Source organism: Neobacillus terrisolis (assembly GCF_051233475.1).
In the GTDB taxonomy this organism is placed as follows: Bacteria; Bacillota; Bacilli; order Bacillales; family Cytobacillaceae; genus Bacillus_BU.
The window spans coordinates 1-24,090 of sequence record NZ_JBKFGH010000020.1; the positions used below are offsets into that span (position 1 = coordinate 1).

Here is a 24,090-nt window from a genome sequence, read left to right on the forward strand (position 1 = left end):
GGTTAACCCCTCAAAAAGAAGCAGCACAAGCTTCTGTATTAAGGTTGCCCAAAAATAGTAAAAAACGCTCGGGCCTTGACAGTTTTGTTCATATCAGGTCCTCTATGTCCGCTGATTAGCCAACCAAACTAAATCCAGCCAAACCAAACCAAACCCGCCAAGCTTTTATTGTTAGCTACGTAAAAATATTAATTCCGCAAACCGTTTCCCTGTTGTCCAAATTTAATAAACGTTTTTTCATCTTCAATGAGACCGCAAGTACCACATTGGACCCGGTAATCTGGTCCTTTATATGGGATATGAAATGGATCAAGCTGGCCATTGGTGAATTCTTGAATAACCTCCCCTGATACTGGATCCAGTTTTACAGACTGTGGCACTTGTTGGATAAGATTAAATCGACTTCGATTTGTTTTACAATTAGGGCATCGATAAGGGGTGTTCAATTATTTTCCTCCTTCTGCAATAAAAGTCAGTATATTTTTTGCATTTTTCTGCTTGAATATGTAACAATACGTCTAGAGTATTGTTTCTGAGGAAAAATTAACCTCAGAAGAAATAAAATAGTAAAAATCGTTATTCAAAAAGAGTTTATTACTATTTTATAAGGGTATGGGTGTTATAGAAACAAGGGGGAGAAGGAACATGAAAAAACGAGTTTTTTGGTTGGCGATGTTGCTGATGGTTTTATTTTTAACGGCATGCTCGGGAGAAGAGGATGTGCCGGAAGAGGAAGAATTAAAATGGGTAGATGTAAAGGTTGACATTAATCCTGAAAAGCCGCTGCCTAATGAGCCGGTTACTTTTAAAGCAGTCGTGACCTACGGTGACGAGGTAGTAACGGATGCCAATGAGGTCACGTTTGAAATTTGGCGCTCAAAAGATGAGAAGCATGAAGAAATTGAAATAAAAAAGGCAACGGACGGAGCATATCTACTAGAAAAAACCTTTGCGATGGAAGGGACCTATTATGTTATTGCCCATGTCACTGCCGAAAGTATGCATAATATGCCGAAAAAAGAATTTGTTGTGGGTACTCCAAGTGAGCCAGAAGATAAAAATGCAAAGAGTCAATTTATGGAGGACCATGAGTAAAAAGTCTTTAACTTAATATAATCCGCCTAGAACATTTCGGTAATATCAATCTCTGAATATTGTAGTTCGACGCTTTTGGGGATACTGATCTCCAGTATCCCGTCCCGATAGTTTGCCGTTGCTCCTTTTTTCTTAACCATTGCTGGGAGGGTTAAACTGTGCTTATCATCAGGATTAGGGATATTTTCAATCATGATTAGATTAGCGGTGTGGTAGATTTTGATTTTTTTTAACCACTCTTCTGCTTTGATTGTAATTCGTACATAGACATGCTCATGTGTATCGTAGATGGTGTATTGCAATGAGGATTGCGACGAGTCCTGAAAATTTGAATCAGGGAACATATTTTTTAATAACTCCTGGGGATTCATCATTCCGCCTCTATGGTTGGACATCATTTTACCGATTATGTCTTGAGTATATTTTTCAATGTCTTCAGGGCGAAAAGAATTCATCGTTTGTTTCATATTTTGATTAAATGGGAATAAATTCCAAGGAAACATAGGCCTATCTTCCTTTCAGATTATCAATGTTATCTTGAACGGTACTCGCTAGCATTCTATGCAATATGAAGCCCAACCGTTAAAGAAAATAATCATTAACCATCAAATAGCATTAGAAAAGGGACAACAATGATTTGTTGTCCCTTTGTTGTAATAAAATTTAGTTGGGTAAAATACCCATTTTTGCGAGTACAAGTTGATAGGTAAATGACTAAAGAATATGATGAGGTGAGATTAACAAACAAAGGAGCGCGTTTTATGTATCCAAGTCACTTACCGTTATATAATAACTATCCAAATAGTGAAGAAGCTTACTTATATTCAAATCCATTCGAAGAGGAGATTTATTACGATGAAATTTATGGAGGCAGACAATTTGGTGGGTTCCCACCTCCATTTACACCTCCATTTGCACCTCCAGGTCAAGGACCTACGGGAGGCCCTCCAACTTCACCACCGCCATCTTTTGTTCCTCAACAACAAGCAGGAGCATTTGCCGTGGATCCAGGCGGAATTAGAAGATGCTTATACAGATACACCTATGTATGGCTGAGAGGTTTTGCGCAATTTTGGTTCTATCCAACATTTGTTGGCCGAAACTCTGTCTCAGGATATCGTTGGACTGGATTTAATTGGGTTTATTTCGGAATAAGCTTACGGCAAATCCAATCATTTACTTGCATTTAACAGTGTGAAGAATTCTATATTCGTAGGGCAGGAATATGCCAAAATAGCACACAATAATATTATTTTATCTTCCAAGCGATGCTTTTAACTAAGGCATCGTTTTACTTTTAATATAAAAGCCATTAACTTATATTAAAGTTTTCTTTTCTGGTTTTAATAATCGCCTATTTTGAACTGATACCAATCTTACGGAAAGGCAGATGGCGCCAATCGCTAATCCGGAAATTAAGCCGACCCAATACCCGTATGGACCCCAATTCGTAAAATTAGCCAAATAATAGCCTAAAGGGAGCCCAATCAACCAGTAAGAAACGAGTGCCATAATAAAGGTGATGTTGACATCCTTGTAGCCTCGCAATGCACCTTGAATCGGTGCCTGAAGAGCATCGGAAAGTTGGAAAAACAGTGCATAAATGAGAAAATGTGCGGTAAGCTCCTGAACAGCAGGGTCGTCTGTATAAATTCCAGCAATTTCACTGCGAAAAAATAAAAGGATAAGGCCTGAGAAAAATGCCATCAGTACCGCAATCCCTATCCCCAATAAGCTGTAGGTTCGTGCATCATCATTGCGGGAGGCACCTATCTCAAATCCAACGACAATCGTTAAAGCCATCGAGATGCTTAGCGGAATCATGTATAATAACGTGGCAAAATTAATCGCAGCCTGATGGGAAGCAATCGTAATCGTGTTAAAATCACTCATCAATAAGGTGACCGCTGAAAAAATACTCGTTTCAAAAAACATCGCAAAGCCGATAGGGACCCCGATTTTTAAAATTTCCTTCCATATTGTTATCTTTACAGGATAGAGCTGTCTAAATACTTGATAACTTTTAAAGGGTCTTTGCTTATGGATGATCCCAATTGCAATAAATGTAATGAGCCAATATGTGATCGAGGTCGCATATCCAGCCCCAACTCCGCCAAGCTCTGGAACTCCAAATTTACCAAAAATAAATAAATAATTAAAAAATACATTAATAGGCAAGGAAATAAGTGTGATCACCATTGATACTCTTGTCTTCCCTAAGGCATCAATGAATGAACGAAGCACATTAAAAACAAACAAGGGAATCATACCGTAGCTTAATGCAATTAAATAATTCTTTGCCACAATTTGAACCCCTGTATCTAAGTTCATTCCATTTAAAATCGGAGTGAGGAAAAAGGAACCTAAAAGGATTACGATGATGGCAATCACAACTGCAAGGTAGATTCCTTGTATTACAGACAACGAAACCCTTTGTGAATTGCTTGCTCCAAACAGCTGGGCAATAATAGGTGTGATGGCAACCATGATTCCACTGAGTCCTGTGAATATCGGCACCCAAAGGGAGGAGCCAATTGCGACACCTGCTAAATCAGTGGAACTATAATGACCGGACATCATAGTATCAAAAAAATTCATCATAAAAAGTCCGACTTGGGTTATTAAAATTGGAATTAAGATCACTAATAATTGCTGTAATTTCTCAGAAAGCGACAATGTTTTTTTCATAAGAGGTCCTCAGTTTCTATAATAATGATAACGGGAAAATTATATCATACTTTGCTAGAGTTCAATTATTCAGTGAAACGAACATATGAATAATGGAAAAGAATGAAAGAGCTTCTGTCTGTTAATCATAGATAATAAATGATTAAGGAGCGAACAGTATGGATTATAAATTAAATCGAATTAATCCAAACCAAACTCAAATTTTTTTCCCGGATGGAAGGTTTGAAACATTAACCAATGAGGAGCTGAGTCATTTTCTTTCGGAAGTGGGTGAAGATGAGGCAGTTTCAAGTGAAGGGGATACTGGAGAATAGTAATATAAAAAACGCTCCGATTCATTTTCGGAGCGTTACTTGTTATTGTCTAGCCTACGCTTCAAGCAATTGTGACGATTCTTGTTCTTGTGGATTGGTTCTTAGTACATGGAAAGTGTATTGATCCTTTGATATTTCATAAAGGTCATATACATTTTCTTTAGCATTTATTTGATCATACAAGGGTTTTCTGAGTTCGTTTACATTCATGACATAGGGAAGTTTTTCGGCAGCTTTAATGGACCGAATATTAGTTTTTCTAATGCGCATGAATACCCTTTCAATACCGAGCTCATAAAATAGTTCATTAAAAAATGCGTCCTTAGCAGGCTTATTATAACCTTTGCCATGATAAGGCTTGCCGAGCCAGGTTCCTAGAAAACCAGCATGATCCTGAATATCAAACAGATTAATCGTCCCAATCGGAGCGCCCCATTCATCAAGAATCGTACGTGAAATTAATTCACCGCGTTCTTCTGCTTCGATTGTCTGCTTCGTGATAAAAACAAACTCATCATAACAATTTGCCTTATGGCGCACAAAAGGGAAGACTTCTGGGTGCGTCATTAAATCATACAAAGTATGACAATCGTGAAGATCCCGCTTCTTGAGCATGCTAATCCCTCCAATTAAAGGGCAGTCCGAAACCGAACCCATGCGTAAAGAAACATCGGTCCATCCCACCCTCGAAATTTTTTGTGTTGCGAAAAAATTTCGGGGTGGGAATCGAACCCACTAGGACCAGAAAACTGGTGGCGCACCATTTGCCTTCCCTAATAACTTAGTATATTTAATTGTTTTTTGAAAAAAGTATCATACGTTACTTATATTATAAGAAATTATAAAAAAATGATATAGGTATTTTTATGAAATTTTTATGCTAATTATGACATTTGTCACTAATTTTTCACTTTTCTACATAAACAAATTCACCATTGATCATTGTCCATTTTGGTTTTGCGAAATAGCTAAAGGGATGATGACTCCAAAGGACAAGATCTGCGTCTTTTCCTGGTGAAATACTGCCTAATTGCTGGTCAATTTTCAAGTTTCTGGCCGGATTAATCGTGATTCCCTCAAGGGCTTTTTGCTCGGATAGTCCTTCACGAACCGCTAGCGCAGCACAGATGTTTAAATATTGAATCGGCGTATAGGGGTGGTCTGTCGTAATCGAGACTTCTATCCCGTGGTTAGTGAGCTCAAGGTACGTTTTCCATGTTTTATTTTTTAACTCAACTTTCGACCGCCGTGTTAAAGTAGGACCTACAGAAACTTTTAAGTTATATCCTGCTAATTCTGATGCGATCAAATGACCTTCAGTACAATGCTCAATTCGAAGGTCAAGATCAAATTCAGAAGCAAGTCTTACTGCAGACATAATATCATCCGCACGGTGAGCATGGATTCTAACAGGAATTTCACCTTTCAGAGCTTTAATAATGGGTCTCATTCTGAATGAATCTCGATTCTCCACTCTTTGTGCTTCATAAAATGCTTCTCTAAGCTTACCCATAATTCCCATCCGGGTGATGGAGTCAGCGCTGCCATGACTGTGGATTCGTTTCGGATTCTCACCAAAAGCAATTTTTAAACCAGCTGTTTCCTGAACAATCATTTTGTCAATGCTTTTTCCGGCGGTTTTAATGACAGATGTTGTACCGCCAATAATGTTAGCACTTCCAGGCATCACATGGACAGTTGTGATCCCGTACTTAACTGCATCGGAAAAGGCAGGATCGAGCGGATACACACCATCCATTGCGCGAATATGCGGGGTTAGCGGTTCAACCGTCTCGTTTGCATCATTTCCAGCCCAACCCGTTCCTTCATCATACAAACCTAAGTGAGTGTGGACATCGATAAATCCTGGAAACAAAAAATTTCCGAAACAGTCAACCTCTAGCGTGTTCTCAGTTGAGGGTAAATCAGTTCCAACCATCATTATTTTTCCGTTTTCAATTAAAACGTCGCCTTTTGGGATGGGCTGATTGGTGATCGGATAAATATGTGCATTGGTTAATAATAGTCTCATGATGTATCTATCCTTATGTGATTAATGACCTTACTGTATATTACTAATATTATGCACATAGTGAGCTTGTTCTCTTCTAATTTTGAGGTATTTCTAGAAAAATCCCATAAATTGTAATGTAAGGATAACTCCTCCAAGAATCCAAACATATACGGCAAATATTTTCAAAGACCGCTTTTTTAAAAATGAAATCATACCGACTACGGCCAAATAGCCAAAAATAGCGGAAGATAGGGTGGCAATAAATAAACTGCCAAATGAAACAGCTTCAACTGTGTTTGTAGTCATTTTAATGAATTGAAGAACAATCCCCCCAGCGATCGCAGGAATCGAGAGCAAGAATGAAAAATAGGCTGCCGTTTCACGATCAAGCTTTCTAAACAGCCCGGCAGCGATAGTAAGGCCTGAGCGGGATATCGCAGGAAAAATAGCAGCTGCTTGGAAAGTTCCGATAAAAAGGGCGTCACCATAACCAATTTCACTCGTTTTCCTGCTTCCTGATTTCACTCCATCGGCCAACCAGAGAATTCCCCCCGTTATTAAAAACTCCCAGCCAATGGTTACCCCAGTTTTCGAAATCTCATCAAATAGATCATTAAATACAAAACCAACCACTACGGCGGGAATCGTCCCTACTACTAATAATAACGATTGCTTTTGAAATGGATGTTTGATGATATCTATTAATTCCTGTTTATAAACCACTAAAACAGCTAGTAATGTTCCAATATGCAGCATCGTATCAAGAAACAGCCCCGCTTCATCAAGCTGAAAAAGGTGCCTTCCCAAATACAAGTGCCCTGTGCTTGAGATAGGTAAAAATTCAGTCAAGCCTTGAATTATTCCGAGGATAAAAGCCTCAAACATTGACATATGTTCATCATTCCTTATTTTTTACTCGGTGAGATACACCTCTTAGAAAATGTATTCATGTTGTCCTAAACAAGAACATGAATATCGTTCCCGTCTTGGCTCTTTCGGTTGCTTTCGGGCACGATCACGCCTTGATCGTTCCCGTCAAGGCACTTTTCGGGCGCTTCCGGGCACAATCACGCACTGAATGTTCCCGTCATGGCGCTTTTTTGGCGTTTTCGGGCACGATCACGCACTGAATGTTCCCGTCAAGGCGCTTTTTTGGCGTTTTCGGGCACAATCAGGCTCTGAACGTTCCCGTCAAGGCACTTTTCGGGCGCTTACGGGCACAATCATGCACTGAATGTTCCCGTCAAGGCACTTTTCGGGCGCTTACAGGCACAATCAGGCTCTGATCGTTCCCGTCAAGGCACTTTTTTGGCGTTTTGGGGCACGATCACGCACTGAATGTTCCCGTCAAGGCACTTTTCGGGCGCTTACGGGCACGATCACGCACTGAATGTTCCCGTCAAGGCACTTTTCGAGCACTTCCGGGCACGATCACGCACTGACCATTCCCGTCAAGGCACTTCTCGGTCGCTTCCGGGCACACTCACGCACTGAGCGTTCCCGTCAAGGCACTGTTCGGGCACTTCCGGGCACGATCACGCACTGACCATTCCCGTCAAGGCACTTTTCGGTCGCTTCCGGGCACAATCACGCACTGAGCGTTCCCGTCAAGGCACTTTTCGGTCGCTTCCGGGCACAATCACGCACTGAATGTTCCCGTCAAGGCACTTTTTGGTCGCTTCCGGGCACAATCACGCACTGAATGTTCCCGTTAAGGCACTTTTCGGTCGCTTCCGGGCACAATCACGCACTGAACGTTCCCGTCAAGGCACTTTTCGGTCGCTTCCGGGCACAATCACGCACTGAATGTTCCCGTCAAGGCACTTTTTGGTCGCTTCCGGGCACGTTCACAATCTGATAGAGGGGAACAACCGGCAAGAAAATTTGGGTCGGGAGAAAATTGCCTTTTGTAAATTCACACAATGTTGAAACCATTCTGAACTATTTTCGTAGAAAATGCTATAGAATAAATGTGAAAGATAAAAGGGGAGTGATTTTGCATGCCTACGAATGAGGAACGGACATTGGCTGCAGTGATTTATGTGATTAGTTTTTTTACTGTCTTTATCGGTCCCGTGATTATTTGGTTGTTGAAGAAAAATGATTCGGATTTTATTGATTATCATGGCAAGGAATATTTAAATTTCCTGATTTCCTATACAGTATATTCGGTGGTCAGCTTGCTATTAATGCTTGTTTTCATCGGGTTTGTTTTAATATGGGTTGTAGGGGTTTTAGCGTTTATTTTTACGATCGTAGCAGCGATCAAGGCCTATGAGGGTGAAGAGTACAGAATTCCGCTTATCTTTCGAATCATTAGCTAGCTAAAAAGAAGACACAAAGGTGGTGAAACAATGGAAGTCCTCGAAAATTTAAATATTGCAATTATACTACCACTCATCATTCTTCAATTAATTCTTTTAATTGTTGCATTAATTGATTTAGTCAAAAATGAAAATACTAATGGACCAAAATGGGTCTGGGTGTTAGTCATTGTTTTTATCAATATAGTCGGTCCAATTGTTTATTTTGTGATTGGAAGGAGAAATCAATAATGTCGGTTATCTCGGTTAAAGATTTGAAAAAAAAGTTCCAAGATAAAGAAGTGATAAAAGGATTGGATTTTAACCTGGAAACTGGCAAGTGTACTGCGTTAATCGGTCCGAATGGGGCGGGAAAAACAACTATATTAAGGATGCTCTCAGGGTTAATCAGGCCTTCATCGGGGAAGATTGAATTTCAGGATAAGGAAGCCAGAGGCGATATTCGTAAAATCATTGGGTATTTGCCTCAATTTCCTGTTTTTTATGAGTGGATGACGGGCTTCGAATTTCTTCTATACGTGGGTCGTTTAGGTGGATTATCTAAAATAATTGCGAAAGAACGGGCTGAGGAATTATTACAGCTCGTTGGTATTGCTGACGCCAAAAATCGCCGGATTGGAAAATATTCAGGCGGGATGAAGCAACGTTTAGGCATTGCCCAGGCTATTATTCATCAGCCTAAGCTAGTCATGTTAGATGAACCGGTTTCAGCATTAGACCCTTTTGGCAGGAGAGAGGTATTAGACCTGTTAGAGAAGCTGAAACAAAATACTACAATCCTATTTTCAACCCATATTTTAAATGATGCCCAAGAGGTTTGTGATAATATCTTATTTTTACACGACGGGAAACTAGTAGAATCCGGCACGATGGAACAATTGCAATCGCGGTACCGTCAATCGAAAATAGTGGTTGAGTTTATCGAGAACACTGAGGATATCATTAAGTCTCTAACGCTTATTCCGTATATTAGCTCAAGCTCCATAGAAGGAAACGAGGCAACATTGGTTGTAACTGATCTTGAAAGAGCTAAAGTTTCATTATTACGTGAGATAGCAGATAAAAACTTACCGATTACCAGGTTTGAGGTGGGACGGTTAACGTTAGAGGATGTTTTCCTGGAGGTGGTGAAAAAATGAGCCAGTGGCTGATCATCTTAAATAAAGAAATATTGGAAATGGGAAGAAATTTTAAATGGATCTGGTTTCCAATCTCTTTTATTTTACTCGGGGTGTCAGAACCGATAACTACATACTATATGCCTCAGATCCTTGATTCAGTTGGGGATCTCCCTGAGGGTGCTGTTATTAAGTTCCCGACGCCATCTGCTCCAGAGGTACTGTTTCAAAGCATCGCACAGTATAACACAATTGGTTTGCTAATCATTGTTTTGGCATCTATGGGATTAATCGCAGCTGAACGAAAAAGCGGAGTAGCAGAACTAATTCTCGTTAAACCGGTATCATATTTTTCCTATGTAACAGCTAAGTGGGCAGGGGCAATGTTATTATTATGGGTTGCTTATTTTCTTGGATTTCTAGCAAGTTGGTATTATGTTATTATCCTTTTTGAGCACGTATCGTTTACTGTATTTTTCATTTCGTTTGGAGTATATGGGCTATGGCTGTCGTTTGCTTTAACTGTGACGGTCTTCTTTAATACGGTTTTTAAATCACCTGGTGTCGTTGGGTTTGTCTCATTGGCAACCATTATTATTCTTAATTTAGTATCAGGGATGCTTGCTCATGTACTAGAATGGAGTCCAGCTCAAATATCAGATTATACGAGCACCATTTTGACAGGAGGGAATATGCCGGATGAAGCATGGGGTGCTATAGCTGTTACAGCAGGATGTATTGTCGGGCTGTTGGCTCTTTCCGTATCGGTTTTCCGTAAAAAGGAACATACATAATGATAAGTCAAATAAATAAACATTATTTTACAATAGTGATAAAATAACAATAAAAAGAGTCGTATTGACTGCTCATAAAATGAAGGGAAGGAACGTTGTGTTAAATAATGTTGGTTTAGTATTGGAAGGGGGAGGAATGCGCGGGGTTTACACCGCGGGTGTTCTTGAATGCTTTTTAGAAAGTAATCTCAATTTTCCATATGTAATTGGCGTATCTGCGGGTGCCTGTAATGCAGCATCCTATTTATCGAAGCAAAAAGGAAGAAATCACAAGGTTAACATCGACTATGTGACTGACCCGCGCTATCTATCCTGGCGCAATTTTTTAAAAACAAGACAGGTTTTCGGTATGGATTTTATTTTTGGTGAAATCCCTAATAAGCTGGTTCCATATGACTATGATGCATTTTATCGAAGTCCAGCTGAGTTTGTCGTTGGAACAACTGATTGTATTACAGGGAAGCCGGTTTATTTTTCTAAACAAGAATATGGACATGAGATCCTAACGGTATTGAAAGCGTCAAGTTCGTTACCTTTTGTTGCAGAAGAAGTTTCTTTTCAAGATAAAATTTTGCTTGATGGCGGAATCAGTGATCCTATTCCAATTAAAAAAGCACAACAGGACGGGTATAACAAAAATATTGTCGTCCTGACAAGAAATTATGGCTATCAAAAAAAGCCATCGCGCTTTCATTTTTTAGCCAAGGGAAAATACCCGAATTACCCAGGCTTACAAAATGCCTTAAAGCGCCGCTATCAAACATATAATGAAACGATCCGTTATTTAGAAGAAGAAGAGAACAAGGGGAATGTCCTAATCATTCGTCCTAGTGAGCCAATTGAAGTTGGTCGGATGGAACGAAAGCCAGAAAAGCTAGAAAAACTTTATGAATCAGGCTATAAAGATGCCAAAAACTATATTCAAAAAATAACTCAATGGTAGCGAATTAAAATGTATTAAGCTGAGCCCGGAACAAATGAAAACGTTGTTCCGGGTTTGTTATTTAGTTTTTACATAGGAAAAAACAATCATGTTTATTACATGGAAACAATAGAATGGTAAAAAGGTTGATTAGGACAAGGAGAAAAATAGATGAACATTCAACAATACTATCGATCCGCTGCTAATATTGCTCTAAACGAAAGTATCGCTTCATTTGTTCCAGTAATCTTAATTTTGGGTGGTGGCATATATTTCTCTGTAGACTTACCTTTATTTTTGGTCATCCTCCCCTTTATTGTATTTAGTTTTTACTGTTATCAAATATATTTAATCCAGCATCGCCGCAGTCTTGAAGCAATGACCAAAAAGCCATCTGTTGATCTTGGATTAGTCAGGACTGAACACCTTTTAATTACCTTTATGCCTGCCCCATCATTAAGAATGCTGTTGTTTGAACCGAACGGAAACCTAATCGGGGAAGTCCGGGACGAGAGGTTTTGGTGGTGGAGGTGGTTTCTTCCATATTTTATAGACAAGCGCTTCCCAAAGACATATGGGTTATATAGTCCACAAAACAAGCTAAAAGCTTATTATCGTATCAATGCCCGAACAAAAGAAGTAAAAATATATGATTCAGACCAAAATGAAATGGGTGTTTTTAATAAAAAAGCTGTGTTAAAGAACATTTTTGAATTTGACCACTCTGTTGATTGGAGTGGAAGGTGCGAGACTCCTGCGGGAGAAGGTGTCACGGGAGACCCCGCAGGCGCTATGGCGCCGAGGAGGCTCGCGGACTCCCCCGCGGAAAGTGAGCACCTGGAACAGAAATCAACAGCTAAATTTTACAGGAACAATAAAAAAATAGACCCCACATCTCAACAAAAGAGGATGGGGGTCATTCATTCTTTATTGAATAATCAAGACATTTTTGTTGAAGGTTCTTCTGTCTATCAAGCTAAAAAATTTAGAAATCAACAAGGGCATGTTATTGGAAAGTTAATAAAAGGCTGGATGCCCTTGGAGTGGGGGCATCAATTTCGAGACGCGAATACGCCAATATTAATTTTTGATGAGAAACTAAATGAAACAGAGAAAATATTAATGATTGGTGTATTAGTTGACTTTTATCATTATACAAGCCACTAAATAGCTGGGAACTCATTTAGCCAATCGCTCTCGGATTTTCCTTTTTCGATAGAGATACCTACCTGTATCAGCTATATCATGAATGGCCGAACGGTTTGTAAAGGCGCCAAACAATAGTCCGGCAATAGGAATCATTTGAAGCAGCTTCTTCCAGCCGAATTGATCCCGATAAGTGAACACAACCTCTCGCCAACCTTGTATTTCGGCAATTACTTCTCGATCACGACTGGAATTAGGTTGATCAAAGCTTGATAGCTGCTGTAAAATGGCTTTCTTACCTACGATATCAGAGGAAACAAACTGCAAGCATTTTACAATGAAAATGCGTTCCTTTTCTGAATGAGGATCGTATCCATAGCAAATTGCGATATCTTGCAATGTTTTTAACTGAAGTCCTAATAAAAGTGGGATGTCAAGGGAAATAGTAAAGATTCCCCCCACACCTGTACTGGCCCCTTGGACTGTAGCGATTTTTTTTCTGCTATTTGTCAATTTTTCGGCTGCTTGATCCATTTCGATTAACGGTAAATTGGCAGTGTCTTGAAGATTTTCAACATGTTCTAGATGTGAATAATAAGACTTAATTTTATCGGTTGAGCTTAAATAGCGGCCGCCTGTTTGGATATATTGACTTAGTTCATCGATGATTTGGCCCATTTTTTCTTGGAGAAAATTTGGAGTCCATTTATCTAGAAGCTTAAACGGGAGACGGCCTAACTTTTCCCAAAACCACAAGTCGCTCTGGTCCTTTTCCCAGGCTTCACATTTTGCCAACTCTGCTTGTAAAAATTCAACTGTTTCGTTCATGTATTATTTATTTTTCCTTTCTTATTCCTTTTATTTCCTATTAAAATCCTAATCACATTATGTTATACGAAACAGAATTTGGAAAGTTTCGAAATATACAGACTTTTCTTATAGAAAATGAAAAAAGCCTGTGAATAAGCAGGCTTTTTTGTATTATGAATGTTCATGATGTATTGTTTTGGTGATTACGCTTCGATCTGATAACTTTTCGACTGATAGTGTGCAATATATCGATCAAGCCTTTGGCTGATTTCTATTGTTTTTTCACTCGAAAGACCTTCTTTGAGACCGACTTTAATCATTTCTTTCCGAAGAGATTCAATTATCCCTAAAAGCTCAGAATTCCGATCAGCACATACTTTTGCTAGCATGAATCGTCTCCCTTAAACAGTCTATATTTGCCAATTTACCATTATTTTAGGAAATAACGCTGTGACAAAAGACACTTATCGACAAAATATTTATCGACAAATGAAATCATATTTGAATATATTATTATTTTTTAACTAAATGAATTGCAGGAATAGTGTAATTAAGGTAATATGTCAATAAATAATTAAATATGTAAAATCATATCGATTTTGATATGATGCCTTCGGGGTCGGGTGAAATTCCCAACCGGCGGTGATGAGGATTTATCCTCTTAGCCCGTGACCCGGTTTCATCCTTATGGGTGGAAGCGGTGGATTTGGTGAGATTCCAAAGCCGACAGTAAAGTCTGGATGGGAGAGGGCGTTTTAGCGTGAAAAATCTTATTTTTTAACGCTTATTTCAGTATGTATTTAGACCCCGTACATTTATTTGTACGGGGTTTGTTTATATCATTATTTAAGCTAATACTAGAAATGGTAGGAATACATGCAAATGCCCAAACAATTATCTATGAATACAGCTTTACTATTGGTTTAAAGTAAAGGGGGGATAATACATGTTTACGGGGATTATCGAAGAAATAGGAACCATCCAAAAAATACATAAACAAGGTTCCACAATGGTTTTAACCATTCAAGCTCAAAAGATCTTATCAGATGTTCATTTGGGAGATAGTATAGCGGTTAATGGTGTTTGTTTAACTGTAACGGATTTTTCCAAGACAATCTTTTCTGTTGATGTAATGCCGGAAACCTTCCACTCCTCTTCACTCTCTTTATTAAAGACAGGTTCAAAGGTTAATTTAGAAAGGGCTATGGCGGCAAACGGAAGATTTGGTGGTCACTTTGTTTCTGGTCACGTGGATGGAACGGGCACCATTACTTCCATTAAAGCGGAGGAAAATGCGGTTTATTTTGACATCTCGATTCCGGATCAAGGAGTTCCTTTCGTCATGCCGAAGGGTTCAGTCGCCATTGATGGGACATCACTAACAATATTCTTTGTTAAGGATCGGACCATAACGATCTCCTTAATTCCTCATACACGAGGTGAAACCATTTTAGGTCATAAGCGAGTTGGTGAAATCGTTAATATTGAATTTGACATGTTAGGTAAATACGTTCATTCGATGATCGAGAAAAAAGCTGAAACAGCCAACAAAGAAACGAGAATCACTGCTGATTTCCTTAAACAAACCGGTTTTATGTAAAATGGAGGGAGAAAAAACTATGTTTCATTCTGTTGAAGAAGCCTTAGAGGATTTAAGAAAAGGTAAAATGGTAATCGTTTGTGATGATGAGGATAGGGAGAATGAAGGAGACTTCCTAATGCTTGCTGAATTTGCCACTCCTGAAGCGGTAAATTTCATGGCTAAAGAAGGAAGAGGGCTTATCTGTGCTCCTATTACAGAAGAGCTTGCTCAAAAATTAGACTTAAAACCGATGACAGAGGTCAACACTGACACAAATGGGACGGCATTTACGGTAAGTATCGATCATATTAGCACTTCTACTGGAATTAGTGCATTCGAGCGATCTGACACGATTTTAAATATGCTTATTGATTCAGCAAAACCAGAGGATTTTAAACGTCCTGGTCACATTTTCCCGCTCATTGCCAAAACCGGCGGTGTGTTAAGAAGAGCTGGACATACAGAGGCAGCTATTGATCTCGCGCGTCTTGCCGGGGGAAAGCATGCGGGTGTCATTTGTGAAATAATGAATGAAGATGGAACAATGGCAAGAGTACCTCAATTAAAGGAAATTGCTCAGCGTTTCGATTTAAAACTGATCACCATCCAAAACTTAATTGAATATCGACTTACTCATGATTCGCTTGTAAAACGTGAAGCAGATATTCAACTGCCAACCGAGTATGGGAATTTCCGTGCAGTTGGCTATACAAGTATTGCTGATGGAAATGAGCATATCGCACTTGTGAAAGGTGAAATTAACGAGGAGGTTCCTACTCTCGTCCGAGTTCACTCAGAATGTTTGACTGGTGATGTCTTTGGTTCTCACCGCTGTGATTGCGGTCCTCAGCTTGAAGCAGCCTTAAAGCAAATCGAAGAGAATGGCAGTGGAATTCTCCTCTATATGCGCCAGGAGGGAAGAGGGATTGGGCTGATGAACAAGCTCAAGGCCTATAAACTTCAAGAGGAAGGCTATGATACGGTTGAGGCTAACCATAAATTAGGCTTTAAAGATGACTTGAGAGATTATGGTGTTGGGGCCCAGATTTTACGAGATTTAGGGGTTAGAAAGATGAAACTGTTAACCAATAACCCAAGAAAAATTGCCGGTCTCGGAGGCTACGGCCTGGAAATACTTGAAAGAGTTCCAATTCAAATGGCTCCAAAGGAAGAAAATAAACAATATTTGCAAACAAAACAAGAAAAGCTAGGACATTTATTAAAATTATAAATTAAGGGAGAGTTTAAATATGAAAAAAATTATTGAAGGAAATTTAATTGGCACAGGATTGCGTGTAGGGATCGTTGTTTCTCGTTTTAATGAATTTATTACAAACCGCTTATTAAGTGGTGCAGAGGATGCGTTAAATCGTCATGGTGTAAATGAGGAAGATGTTACAGTTGCCTGGGTTCCGGGTGCATTTGAAATTCCAATCACGGCAAAAAGAATGGCTGAGTCTGGTAAATTTGATGCTGTTATTGCACTTGGTACCGTTATTAGAGGTGCAACACCGCACTTTGATTATGTAAATAGTGAAGTAGCGAAAGGTGTTGCAAGTACAGCCCTTCAAAGCGGCATTCCAGTTATTTTTGGTGTATTAACCACTGATACAATCGAACAAGCGATTGAGCGCGCTGGTACAAAAGCTGGAAACAAAGGCTGGGAATCTGCAGTCGGTGCCATTGAAATGGCTAACTTATTTAAGCAATTTTAATGTTATTTTTAAAGAATTCGGTTGAATTCTTTCTGGGGGAATTACAAGTGGATATTGAAATACTAAAATGCCATGGGTCAGGAAATGACTTTTTGCTAATTGATGAAATTTCCAACCCTTATCTATTTTCAGAGAAGCAACGGGCTGATTTAGCCAAAGCTCTATGTAATCGTGAGACAGAGCTGGGTGCTGATGGAATCCTGTTTGTATTAAAAAGTGATGTAGCCGATGCGAGAATGCGTGTTTTTAATGCTGATGGTTCGGAAGCATCAATGTGTGGTAATGGCCTGCGCTGTGTAGCACGTTACGTATGCGAACTACTTGGGAAACCAAATGCGTTAATTGAAACGATGAAGGTAAACCTCCTCGTTGAAAAAGAGGAGGACTTGTTTCCGGAGATTCCAACCTACAAGGTCGAGATATCACCAGTATCGTTTCAATTAAAAGATTTACCATTAACATTACCAACCGATACATTAATTGCTGAAAAGATCCCATCCTTATCGGAGGATTTAACCTTTACTGCATTAGCAGTCCCTAATCCTCATCTTGTTGCAATTGTTGAAGCTGAACAACTCGAGTCAAATCTTCAATTACAGCTAAGTGGGTACGTGAATGGTCCGAATCCGTTGTTTCCGGACGGGGTTAATGTTAGTTTCGTTAAACCGTTAGGAAAAAGTGCTATTTTTGTCCGTACCTTTGAACGAGGGGTAGGATTTACCAATGCCTGCGGTACAGCGATGTCAGCCTCAACCTTAGTTACTTGTTTAGATGGGCTTAATCAGAAAGAAGAAGCGATTGAAGTATATAATCCTGGTGGTAAGGTTCGTTGTGTTGTCCATGAAACAAATGGTCAATACAAAATTGATTTAATTGGAAACGGCACGTATGTTTACAAGGCAGATGTCCAAGTAAATGAAGCAGATTATAATCAATTTACCGTGAATCAAACAAAAGTATTCACGGCCGAAACCGAACAATATGCTAAGCTTGAGGCTCACGCCAAGGAGTATATTGCACAATATATGTAACATCACTTTTTGAAAACCTGAGATAACCTAATGGCCCATTGCGTCCATTGGTTATCTCTTTTTTGTATGGTTGGTCAAAAAATCAAATATAGGTCCCATATCCTGCCTTGTCTTAGCAGCAAAATAATCTTGAAAAGGATCCCCAACCTTTTTAAGTCGTGCGATCATATTTTTTATCGTAAAATTTTCCATCGCTAGTTTTTCATTTACCTCATGCCAGTAAAGGGGGGTGGCAACCGTTGCAAGCGGGTTTCCTCTCAACGAATATGGAGCTATGATCGTCTTTCCCTCTCCATGCTGAACATAATCGACATATAATCGATTGCCACGATTTTTTTTCATTCTTTCAATCGTAAACGAATCAGGATCCTTTGAAATTAAATAGTGTGCGATAAATGAAGTAAAGGAGCGCGTCTCTTCATAACTTATTTGGTTTTCTGGAAGGGGCAAGTAAATTTGCAACCCTTTATTTCCTGATGTTTTGATAAAACTAATGAGATTTAACTGATCAAGCACCTCTTTAATGAGGAGCGCCGCCTTTATAGCCAAATGAAAATCATGTTTGGAGGGTGGATCCAGATCAAAAACTATTTCACTTGGTCCATTGCTATAGATTGTCTGAAATGGCAGATGAAATTCAATTGCTAGTTGATTGCCAAGCCACATTAATGTTTTAAGATGATTGCACACAATGTAATTAATACCATCTACTAAATGAGTATGAATAAACTCCGGTGCATAATCCGGACAATTTTTTTGATAAAAAGGTTCCCCAAACATACCATGGGGGTAGCGGATTACCGTTAAAGCACGATTTTTCAAAAAAGGCAGGATATAAGGCGATACATCCCGGAGATAGTGAAGATAATCTATTTTCGTAACATCTGGCTTTTCCCAGACTGGTTTTTCTGGATGGGTGATTTCAATCCCGGTCGGCAAGCTTTTTTGCCCTTCAGTAAACTTTTCAAATGTACAGTTTTCCGCTTTTAAATCAAAGCGGAATTGGTGAAAATGAGGCTCGCGTAATTGTTCCTCATAAACCTCTAAATATTTTATTTCAACGCAAATGGCAGGAGAAACATACACAAATTGCGAATCCTCCTTCATTTGATTTTGTTTTATGATCGAGGAAAGTGCCTGCTTTTCTTCAGGTTTAAGTCCAAACACAAACAAACCGATTGGATAAATTTTGGTTCCCTTAAAAACAGCTATATGAAAATAACCATTTTGTTTTTCGTATGCTGTAATAAAGCAAGAAACATACTTCCAATTCTTATACTTCAACCATGTCGACGAACGTTTTCCTTCCTCCCATAGACTCGTTTCTTTTTTTACGACGATTCCTTCTCCGTCATGAAGAACTACTTGATCCCAAATGGTTTGAAAGTCATGAAGGGCTGGTATCAATTGCAGTAACATGGGATTTTTTTCGTCAGGTTTAAGTGGCATTCTAAGCGAGGTAAACAGCTTCAATAATTCCTGTTTCCTTTTTGCGTACAGTTCCTTTGTAAGGGTACTTCCGTTTATCGCTAAAATATCAAATATTAATAAGTGGCATGGCTTTGACGCTGCTTTTTCGAGTATCTTATCATGTGAACGCATTCTTCCGCGCACCTGCAATGAACCGAAGTCCGCTTTAAATGGGTTTTCGAGGGAGACAAGTTCTCCGTCAAGCGTTAGCGGCAAGTATGGTTCAAATTGCTGTTTATGTTTTAAAAGAAAGCTTTCTATTTCAGGAAATAGTTCAAGCAAAGATTTCCCATTTCTACTCGTTAACGAAAGGGTATCTCCCCATTCCAAAATGGCCCGAAACCCATCATATTTTACCTCGTAAAACCAAACAGGCCCTTCAGGCACCTCAAAAGTAAGTGTCGGTAACATCGGTTTCATATAAAATCATCCTTCTTTACACATTTACCACTAACATTATTGTCCCAATAAATCCTTTCCCTCATCCATTACCAATTGTTTTATCGTATCGACGACCAGAAAAACTCACACAGTAAAAATAAACTGATTAGAATGGAGAAGTCTAAAATGCATACAATTTGGAAAGGTAGCATCAGCTTTGGTCTTGTCAATATTCCGATAAAATTGCATACCGCAACAGAAGATAAAGACATCAAACTAAGAACACTCCATAAAGAATGCCATTCACCGATTAAATATGAGAAAATTTGCCCGGTATGTGAAGTGGAGGTAAAACCAGAGGAAATCGTTAGGGCTTATGAATATACAAAAGGGAAATATGTCGTTCTGGAGGAAGACGAATTAGAAAAGTTAAAAAAAGAAAATGAAGAACGTGCTGTGGAAATTATCGATTTTGTCAAAATGGAGCAGATTGATCCAATATATTTTGATAAAACCTATTTTATGTCCCCAAATGAAGGTGCTACAAAGGCATATTCCTTGTTAAGAAAGGCCCTTTCGGAATCTTCAAAGGTTGGACTGGCCAAAATCTCGATCCGCTCAAAGGAACAAATGGCTTTGATTCGTGTTTATGAGAACACACTTGTCATGGAGACGATTCATTTTCCGGATGAGGTGCGAAAAGCGGGTGATGTTCCGAATGTACCAGAAGAAAGTAATGTATCAGAAAAAGAACTTGAAACCGCCATTTTACTAATCGACCAATTAACAACCGATTTCCAACCGGAAAAATACACGGATGAGTATCGCAGTGCTTTAATGGAGTTAATTGAGTCGAAACGAACCGGAAAAGAAATGGTTACCCCTCAAGCTAAGGAAACCGTTTCAAATGTTACCGACTTAATGGCCGCTCTACAGGCTTCTATTGATCGGACCAAGCCCCCAAAAGCTCCAGAAAAGAAAAAACGTACCTTAACCAAAGTAAAAAAGGAAGCATAAAGATCAGAATGACATTGTAGTACCATCTAAATTAGAATATGAATATGTCTTTAGAGGAAATTTGTGGTGCTAATAAGTGAAAACTGTTGACATATTAACCAATATCACATACGATGATATAGACGCTGTTAAGTTCGTTATATAATTTATATGGATATAAGTGGTCGTAGCTGCAATGAAATGTAGGCGATTTGTTTATCCCTACGTTAAATGTGAGCTACGATTTTTTTGAATTGATTATATGAAAAACTAATGGTGAATGAATTTTTTGGAGGTCATTACATGACTACAGGTAAAGTAAAATGGTTTAATGCAGAAAAAGGATTTGGATTTATTGAAGCAGCTAATGGTAACGATGTATTCGTTCACTTCTCTGCAATCCAAACAGAAGGTTTCAAAACGTTAGAAGAAGGTCAAGACGTAACGTTTGAAATCGTTGAAGGTAACCGTGGACCACAAGCAGCTAACGTTCAAAAAGCTTAATTGAACTTAAACCTGAGGTGATGCATATTCAAACCGCATCACCTCTTTTGTTGCAAAAGACATTTTATAAATTCTTCGTGTTCCTCATAGATAAGGCTCCTCATAAACGTCTATCATTATGATCCGAAAATCCCTTCCAGGAATTATTCCGAACAGAACCTGACTTTTTACTGTGGAGAATGCGCTGAATCCACATTATTTTTTTAGTGTTATTTGAAAAACCTGATTCACACTGGAGCGGCTAAGGAGCCGTAAGGATGAAAGAGAGGCAGGGCTTTCGTTGTTTTAGGAAATAAACGAAAATCGTGACTAAATTTTGTGCGGGAAAGTTTAGTAAAAAGATGAATCATTGCAAAAAATACAGTAGAAGAAATTAATTTTAGTAATCATTCTTTTTTTTGAAAAAAGAATTCTGTTTTTGATAATAATGAACATATGGAATTTTGTAAGGAGGAAATATATTTGACAACTTTTTCTGATTTTAATCTGAGCTCAGCGCTCGAGAAGGCTTTATCACAAATGGGATTTGAGGAGCCAAGTCCAATTCAGGCACAGGCTATTCCAGTCGCCTTAACGGGGAAGGACATTATTGGACAGGCACAAACTGGTACGGGTAAAACTACAGCCTTTGGTGTTCCGTTAATTGAACGGGCAAGGCTGGAGGAAACGGCTATCCAAGGTCTCGTTCTGGCACCTACACGCGAATTAGCGGTTCAGGTAGCTGAAGAATTGAATCGAATCGGACATGTTAAAGGGATTCGTACTTTACCGATATATGGCGGACAAGATATCAACCGCCAAATCAGAAGTCTAAAAAATAAGCCTCATATTATCGCGGCGACTCCTGGTCGTTTAATTGATCATATTGAAAGAAAAACAATTCGTCTGCAAAATATTCATACTGTAATTCTGGATGAAGCGGATGAAATGCTAAATATGGGATTTATCGAAGACATTGAAAAAATCCTTTCCGGTATTCCTAATGAGCGTCAAACACTGTTGTTTTCAGCAACCATGCCAAAACGAATCAAAGCACTTGCTGAGAAGTTTATGGACAATCCAGAGCATGTACAAGTAAAAGCAAAAGAAATGACGGTCAAAAATATTGACCAGCATTACTTGGAAGTTCAAGAAAAGCAAAAATTTGATGTGCTATGTAGTTTACTCGATATTCAATCACCAGAACTTGCCATTGTATTTGGCCGCACAAAGAAACGGGTCGATGAACTCGTTGAAGGTCTTATTAAACGTGGTTATGCAGCAGAAGGAATTCACGGTGACATTCCGCAAGCAAAACGGGATCAAGTTATTCGCCGTTTTAAAGAATCGACAATTGACATAATGGTAGCAACCGATGTGGCGGCCCGTGGCTTAGATATTAGCGGTGTTTCACATGTTTATAACTTTGATATCCCACAAGATCCTGAGAGCTATGTGCACCGGATCGGTCGAACAGGACGGGCCGGAAATAAGGGCTTGGCTGTTACATTTGTAACTCCAAGGGAGATTGATCATTTAAGAGTCATTGAAGATATTACTAAAAAGAAAATTGATAAAAAGCCTATCCCTAGTTTTAGAGATGTATTAGCAGGGAACCAGCAAGCGTCGATTAATAAAATTATGAATGTGGTGGATTCAGGGGATTTTGGTGAGTATAAACGTACTGCGGAAAATCTCTTGGAAGACACAGATTCGGTTACTTTACTAGCAGCTGCGTTAAAACTGTTAACAAAAGAACCTGATGCGACTCCAGTCACATTAACTGCTGTTGAGCCGCTTCGATCCAAAAAACCTAAATTTGATCGTGATCGAAATAGACGACACGATCGACCAAGAGGGAATGATCGTCCAAAAAATAATAATGACAGATGGTCTAGAAACGAAAAAGGAAAAAGACGTTCAAGACCTCGTCCGTAATTTATTTCATTTTTTGGTATTATTTTTGGGTGTTTGTCCCATATTATATAATGTTTAGTGGAAATTTTGCTATATGTTAACTAGGAGGATTTTTAATGGAAACTGGTAAGGTAAAATGGTTTAACAGCGAAAAAGGTTTTGGTTTTATTGAGCGTGAAAATGGGGACGATGTATTTGTTCACTTTTCTGCAATTCAAGGTGATGGCTATAAGACGTTAGAGGAAGGTCAGACCGTTTCCTTTGAAGTTGAGCAAGGAAATCGTGGACCTCAAGCCGTTAACGTTCACAAGCAATAAATTTTCGTTTTGCAAATGGAAATATATTTCCAAATTCGATTATTTGAAAAATGCCGCTAAAGGCGGTATGATAAAAGTAACTTTTGATTAATGTTTAGATGAAATTCACTGATTATAAAGAGTAACATTTGTTGTGCACTTTTTATATTCAGTGAATTTTTCATTTTGTTTATAAATAAAACATAATCGCGAAAATGACTCTGTTTAAGTACGAAATTGTTTTTGATCACTCTGTTGGAGCGGAGGGTGCGAGACTCCTGCGGGAGAAGGTGTCACGGGAGACCCCACAGGCGCTATGGCGCCGAGGAGGCTCCCGGACTCCCCCTAAGGTGCGCGAGCACCTGAAGCGGAAATCAACAGCCAAATTAAACAAAAATAATTACTGGAGGTAGATAGGATGGCTTTCGGGAGAAGAATTGTCGAAGAAATCATTACAGTTGAAACAAAGGTTTGGGAATGTGAATCAGAGAACTGCAATTGCTGGGTTCGCGATAATTTTAAAAGCTCAACTGTTCCAAAATGTCCTATCTGTAACAGTGATATGGTATCAACTACAAAGTTACTTCAATCCGTTGATAATCATAATAAGTGTTTTTAAATCTTATCTTAAAGTAATAATGTGGAAGCGCCCGTTTAACAAAAACGGGCGCTTCTCTTTTCTTATTAAGCTGTTGGAAGATGTTCTTTGCAAAAAGCAAAAACCATTTCTAATTCATCATCTTCTAATGCTAAATCAATATATTTTTCTGTTGAGTTTTCGAGAAGGCTGTAACTCATAATTTTTTCCTGTTCTTTGTCAATGACATACAATGCCTTTAACAAAAGACCATTTTCATTAAAAAGCTCATCATCCTCATCCACTTCAATATCTAAGAAAAATTCAAAGCGGTCACCACTTAAAATTCCAAACGGATCTTCCAACTTTTCAACCGCATATCCTGTAATCTTCATTTTGTTCATCCCTTATTCATTA

General features: G+C 38.9%; 28 protein-coding genes and 1 riboswitch. Of the genes, 18 read left to right on the plus strand and 10 right to left on the minus strand.

Going from position 1 to position 24,090, the window contains the following annotated elements:
- Positions 1 to 188: 188 nt before the first annotated feature.
- Positions 189 to 446: a DNA alkylation repair protein gene (locus ACI48O_RS13085; RefSeq protein ID WP_435562264.1), complete on the minus strand. Its 258-nt coding sequence runs from the start codon at positions 444 to 446 to the stop codon at positions 189 to 191.
- A 199-nt stretch (positions 447 to 645) separates the two neighbouring features.
- On the opposite strand from ACI48O_RS13085, the gene ACI48O_RS13090 reads away from it, so the two are divergent.
- Complete coding sequence (locus tag ACI48O_RS13090) at positions 646 to 1,095, plus strand: FixH family protein (RefSeq protein ID WP_435562265.1); 450 nt, start codon at positions 646 to 648, stop codon at positions 1,093 to 1,095.
- A gap of 26 nt (positions 1,096 to 1,121) precedes the next feature.
- Here ACI48O_RS13090 and ACI48O_RS13095 read toward each other — a convergent pair whose 3' ends face one another.
- Positions 1,122 to 1,598, minus strand: a complete 477-nt coding sequence (locus tag ACI48O_RS13095) for an Hsp20/alpha crystallin family protein (RefSeq protein ID WP_435562266.1) — start codon at positions 1,596 to 1,598, stop codon at positions 1,122 to 1,124.
- A 258-nt stretch (positions 1,599 to 1,856) separates the two neighbouring features.
- Here ACI48O_RS13095 and ACI48O_RS13100 point away from each other — a divergent pair, with 258 nt between their 5' ends.
- Positions 1,857 to 2,285, plus strand: coding sequence for a hypothetical protein (locus ACI48O_RS13100; RefSeq protein WP_435562267.1), 429 nt, complete (start codon positions 1,857 to 1,859; stop codon positions 2,283 to 2,285).
- A 127-nt stretch (positions 2,286 to 2,412) separates the two neighbouring features.
- On the opposite strand, the gene ACI48O_RS13105 is transcribed toward ACI48O_RS13100, so the two are convergent.
- The gene (locus ACI48O_RS13105; RefSeq protein WP_435562268.1) at positions 2,413 to 3,783 is read right to left on the minus strand and encodes an MATE family efflux transporter; all 1,371 of its coding nucleotides are present in this window, start codon (positions 3,781 to 3,783) and stop codon (positions 2,413 to 2,415) included.
- Positions 3,784 to 3,941: 158 nt separating this feature from the next.
- Between ACI48O_RS13105 and ACI48O_RS13110 the strand changes: the two genes are divergently transcribed.
- The gene (locus ACI48O_RS13110; RefSeq protein ID WP_435562269.1) at positions 3,942 to 4,097 is read left to right on the plus strand and encodes a hypothetical protein; all 156 of its coding nucleotides are present in this window, start codon (positions 3,942 to 3,944) and stop codon (positions 4,095 to 4,097) included.
- Positions 4,098 to 4,151: 54 nt separating this feature from the next.
- On the opposite strand, the gene ACI48O_RS13115 is transcribed toward ACI48O_RS13110, so the two are convergent.
- The 3 genes from ACI48O_RS13115 to ACI48O_RS13125 form a co-directional block, all read right to left on the minus strand.
- Positions 4,152 to 4,712: a GNAT family N-acetyltransferase gene (locus ACI48O_RS13115; protein WP_435562270.1), complete on the minus strand. Its 561-nt coding sequence runs from the start codon at positions 4,710 to 4,712 to the stop codon at positions 4,152 to 4,154.
- Between the two features lie 292 nt (positions 4,713 to 5,004).
- On the minus strand, positions 5,005 to 6,132 hold the full coding sequence (locus ACI48O_RS13120) for an amidohydrolase (RefSeq protein ID WP_435562433.1): 1,128 nt from the start codon (positions 6,130 to 6,132) through the stop codon (positions 5,005 to 5,007).
- A gap of 90 nt (positions 6,133 to 6,222) precedes the next feature.
- Positions 6,223 to 7,002 carry an undecaprenyl-diphosphate phosphatase gene (locus ACI48O_RS13125; RefSeq protein ID WP_435562271.1) on the minus strand — a complete coding sequence of 260 codons (780 nt, stop codon included), beginning with the start codon at positions 7,000 to 7,002 and terminating at the stop codon, positions 6,223 to 6,225.
- A 1,109-nt stretch (positions 7,003 to 8,111) separates the two neighbouring features.
- Here ACI48O_RS13125 and ACI48O_RS13130 point away from each other — a divergent pair.
- The 6 genes from ACI48O_RS13130 (at position 8,112) to ACI48O_RS13155 (ending at position 12,436) form a co-directional block, all read left to right on the plus strand.
- Entirely contained in the window at positions 8,112 to 8,435 is a 324-nt protein-coding gene (locus tag ACI48O_RS13130) for a DUF4870 domain-containing protein (RefSeq protein ID WP_435562272.1), read from the plus strand.
- Positions 8,436 to 8,465: 30 nt separating this feature from the next.
- Positions 8,466 to 8,666, plus strand: coding sequence for a PLD nuclease N-terminal domain-containing protein (locus ACI48O_RS13135; protein ID WP_435562273.1), 201 nt, complete (start codon positions 8,466 to 8,468; stop codon positions 8,664 to 8,666).
- A complete protein-coding gene (locus ACI48O_RS13140; RefSeq protein WP_435562274.1) occupies positions 8,666 to 9,574 on the plus strand; it encodes an ABC transporter ATP-binding protein in 909 nt (302 codons plus the stop codon). Before ACI48O_RS13135 ends, ACI48O_RS13140 begins: the two co-directional genes overlap by 1 nt.
- Positions 9,571 to 10,347: an ABC transporter permease subunit gene (locus ACI48O_RS13145; RefSeq protein ID WP_435562275.1), complete on the plus strand. Its 777-nt coding sequence runs from the start codon at positions 9,571 to 9,573 to the stop codon at positions 10,345 to 10,347. The genes ACI48O_RS13140 and ACI48O_RS13145 overlap by 4 nt, the downstream gene beginning before the upstream one ends.
- A 97-nt stretch (positions 10,348 to 10,444) precedes the next feature.
- A complete protein-coding gene (locus ACI48O_RS13150; RefSeq protein ID WP_435562276.1) occupies positions 10,445 to 11,290 on the plus strand; it encodes a patatin-like phospholipase family protein in 846 nt (281 codons plus the stop codon).
- Between the two features lie 150 nt (positions 11,291 to 11,440).
- Complete coding sequence (locus tag ACI48O_RS13155; protein WP_435562277.1) at positions 11,441 to 12,436, plus strand: hypothetical protein; 996 nt, start codon at positions 11,441 to 11,443, stop codon at positions 12,434 to 12,436.
- 12 nt (positions 12,437 to 12,448) lie between these two features.
- On the opposite strand, the gene ACI48O_RS13160 is transcribed toward ACI48O_RS13155, so the two are convergent.
- Together ACI48O_RS13160 and ACI48O_RS13165 are read right to left on the minus strand one after the other, a co-directional pair.
- A complete protein-coding gene (locus ACI48O_RS13160) occupies positions 12,449 to 13,243 on the minus strand; it encodes an EcsC family protein (RefSeq protein ID WP_435562278.1) in 795 nt (264 codons plus the stop codon).
- Positions 13,244 to 13,428: 185 nt separating this feature from the next.
- Positions 13,429 to 13,614, minus strand: a complete 186-nt coding sequence (locus ACI48O_RS13165; RefSeq protein WP_435562279.1) for an aspartyl-phosphate phosphatase Spo0E family protein — start codon at positions 13,612 to 13,614, stop codon at positions 13,429 to 13,431.
- A 216-nt stretch (positions 13,615 to 13,830) separates the two neighbouring features.
- Positions 13,831 to 13,981: riboswitch (FMN riboswitch) on the plus strand.
- A 190-nt stretch (positions 13,982 to 14,171) separates the two neighbouring features.
- Between ACI48O_RS13165 and ribE the strand changes: the two genes are divergently transcribed.
- From ribE to dapF, 4 genes are read left to right on the plus strand one after another with little or no spacing between them, the layout of a single operon-like run.
- Entirely contained in the window at positions 14,172 to 14,825 is a 654-nt protein-coding gene (ribE, locus tag ACI48O_RS13170) for a riboflavin synthase (protein ID WP_435562280.1), read from the plus strand.
- Between the two features lie 19 nt (positions 14,826 to 14,844).
- Positions 14,845 to 16,038 (plus strand): bifunctional 3,4-dihydroxy-2-butanone-4-phosphate synthase/GTP cyclohydrolase II, encoded by a 1,194-nt coding sequence (locus ACI48O_RS13175; protein ID WP_435562281.1) that lies wholly within the window; start codon positions 14,845 to 14,847, stop codon positions 16,036 to 16,038.
- A gap of 19 nt (positions 16,039 to 16,057) precedes the next feature.
- Entirely contained in the window at positions 16,058 to 16,522 is a 465-nt protein-coding gene (gene ribH / locus ACI48O_RS13180; protein WP_435562282.1) for a 6,7-dimethyl-8-ribityllumazine synthase, read from the plus strand.
- Between the two features lie 47 nt (positions 16,523 to 16,569).
- On the plus strand, positions 16,570 to 17,553 hold the full coding sequence (dapF, locus tag ACI48O_RS13185) for a diaminopimelate epimerase (RefSeq protein WP_435562283.1): 984 nt from the start codon (positions 16,570 to 16,572) through the stop codon (positions 17,551 to 17,553).
- A gap of 51 nt (positions 17,554 to 17,604) precedes the next feature.
- Here the strand turns inward: dapF and ACI48O_RS13190 are convergent, their stop codons facing one another.
- Positions 17,605 to 19,443: a DNA ligase D gene (locus tag ACI48O_RS13190; RefSeq protein WP_435562284.1), complete on the minus strand. Its 1,839-nt coding sequence runs from the start codon at positions 19,441 to 19,443 to the stop codon at positions 17,605 to 17,607.
- 147 nt (positions 19,444 to 19,590) lie between these two features.
- Between ACI48O_RS13190 and ku the strand changes: the two genes are divergently transcribed.
- From ku to ACI48O_RS13215, 5 genes are all read left to right on the plus strand, one after another.
- Positions 19,591 to 20,421 carry a non-homologous end joining protein Ku gene (gene ku, locus ACI48O_RS13195; protein WP_435562285.1) on the plus strand — a complete coding sequence of 277 codons (831 nt, stop codon included), beginning with the start codon at positions 19,591 to 19,593 and terminating at the stop codon, positions 20,419 to 20,421.
- Positions 20,422 to 20,703: 282 nt separating this feature from the next.
- Positions 20,704 to 20,904, plus strand: a complete 201-nt coding sequence (locus tag ACI48O_RS13200; protein ID WP_169096754.1) for a cold-shock protein — start codon at positions 20,704 to 20,706, stop codon at positions 20,902 to 20,904.
- A gap of 462 nt (positions 20,905 to 21,366) precedes the next feature.
- The gene (cshA, locus tag ACI48O_RS13205) at positions 21,367 to 22,821 is read left to right on the plus strand and encodes a degradosome RNA helicase CshA (RefSeq protein WP_435562286.1); all 1,455 of its coding nucleotides are present in this window, start codon (positions 21,367 to 21,369) and stop codon (positions 22,819 to 22,821) included.
- 95 nt (positions 22,822 to 22,916) lie between these two features.
- Positions 22,917 to 23,117 carry a cold-shock protein gene (locus ACI48O_RS13210; protein ID WP_435562287.1) on the plus strand — a complete coding sequence of 67 codons (201 nt, stop codon included), beginning with the start codon at positions 22,917 to 22,919 and terminating at the stop codon, positions 23,115 to 23,117.
- Between the two features lie 397 nt (positions 23,118 to 23,514).
- Positions 23,515 to 23,715: a cold-shock protein gene (locus ACI48O_RS13215; protein WP_435562288.1), complete on the plus strand. Its 201-nt coding sequence runs from the start codon at positions 23,515 to 23,517 to the stop codon at positions 23,713 to 23,715.
- 65 nt (positions 23,716 to 23,780) lie between these two features.
- On the opposite strand, the gene ACI48O_RS13220 is transcribed toward ACI48O_RS13215, so the two are convergent.
- Positions 23,781 to 24,068 carry a DUF6509 family protein gene (locus ACI48O_RS13220; RefSeq protein ID WP_435562289.1) on the minus strand — a complete coding sequence of 96 codons (288 nt, stop codon included), beginning with the start codon at positions 24,066 to 24,068 and terminating at the stop codon, positions 23,781 to 23,783.
- Positions 24,069 to 24,090 lie beyond the last annotated feature (22 nt).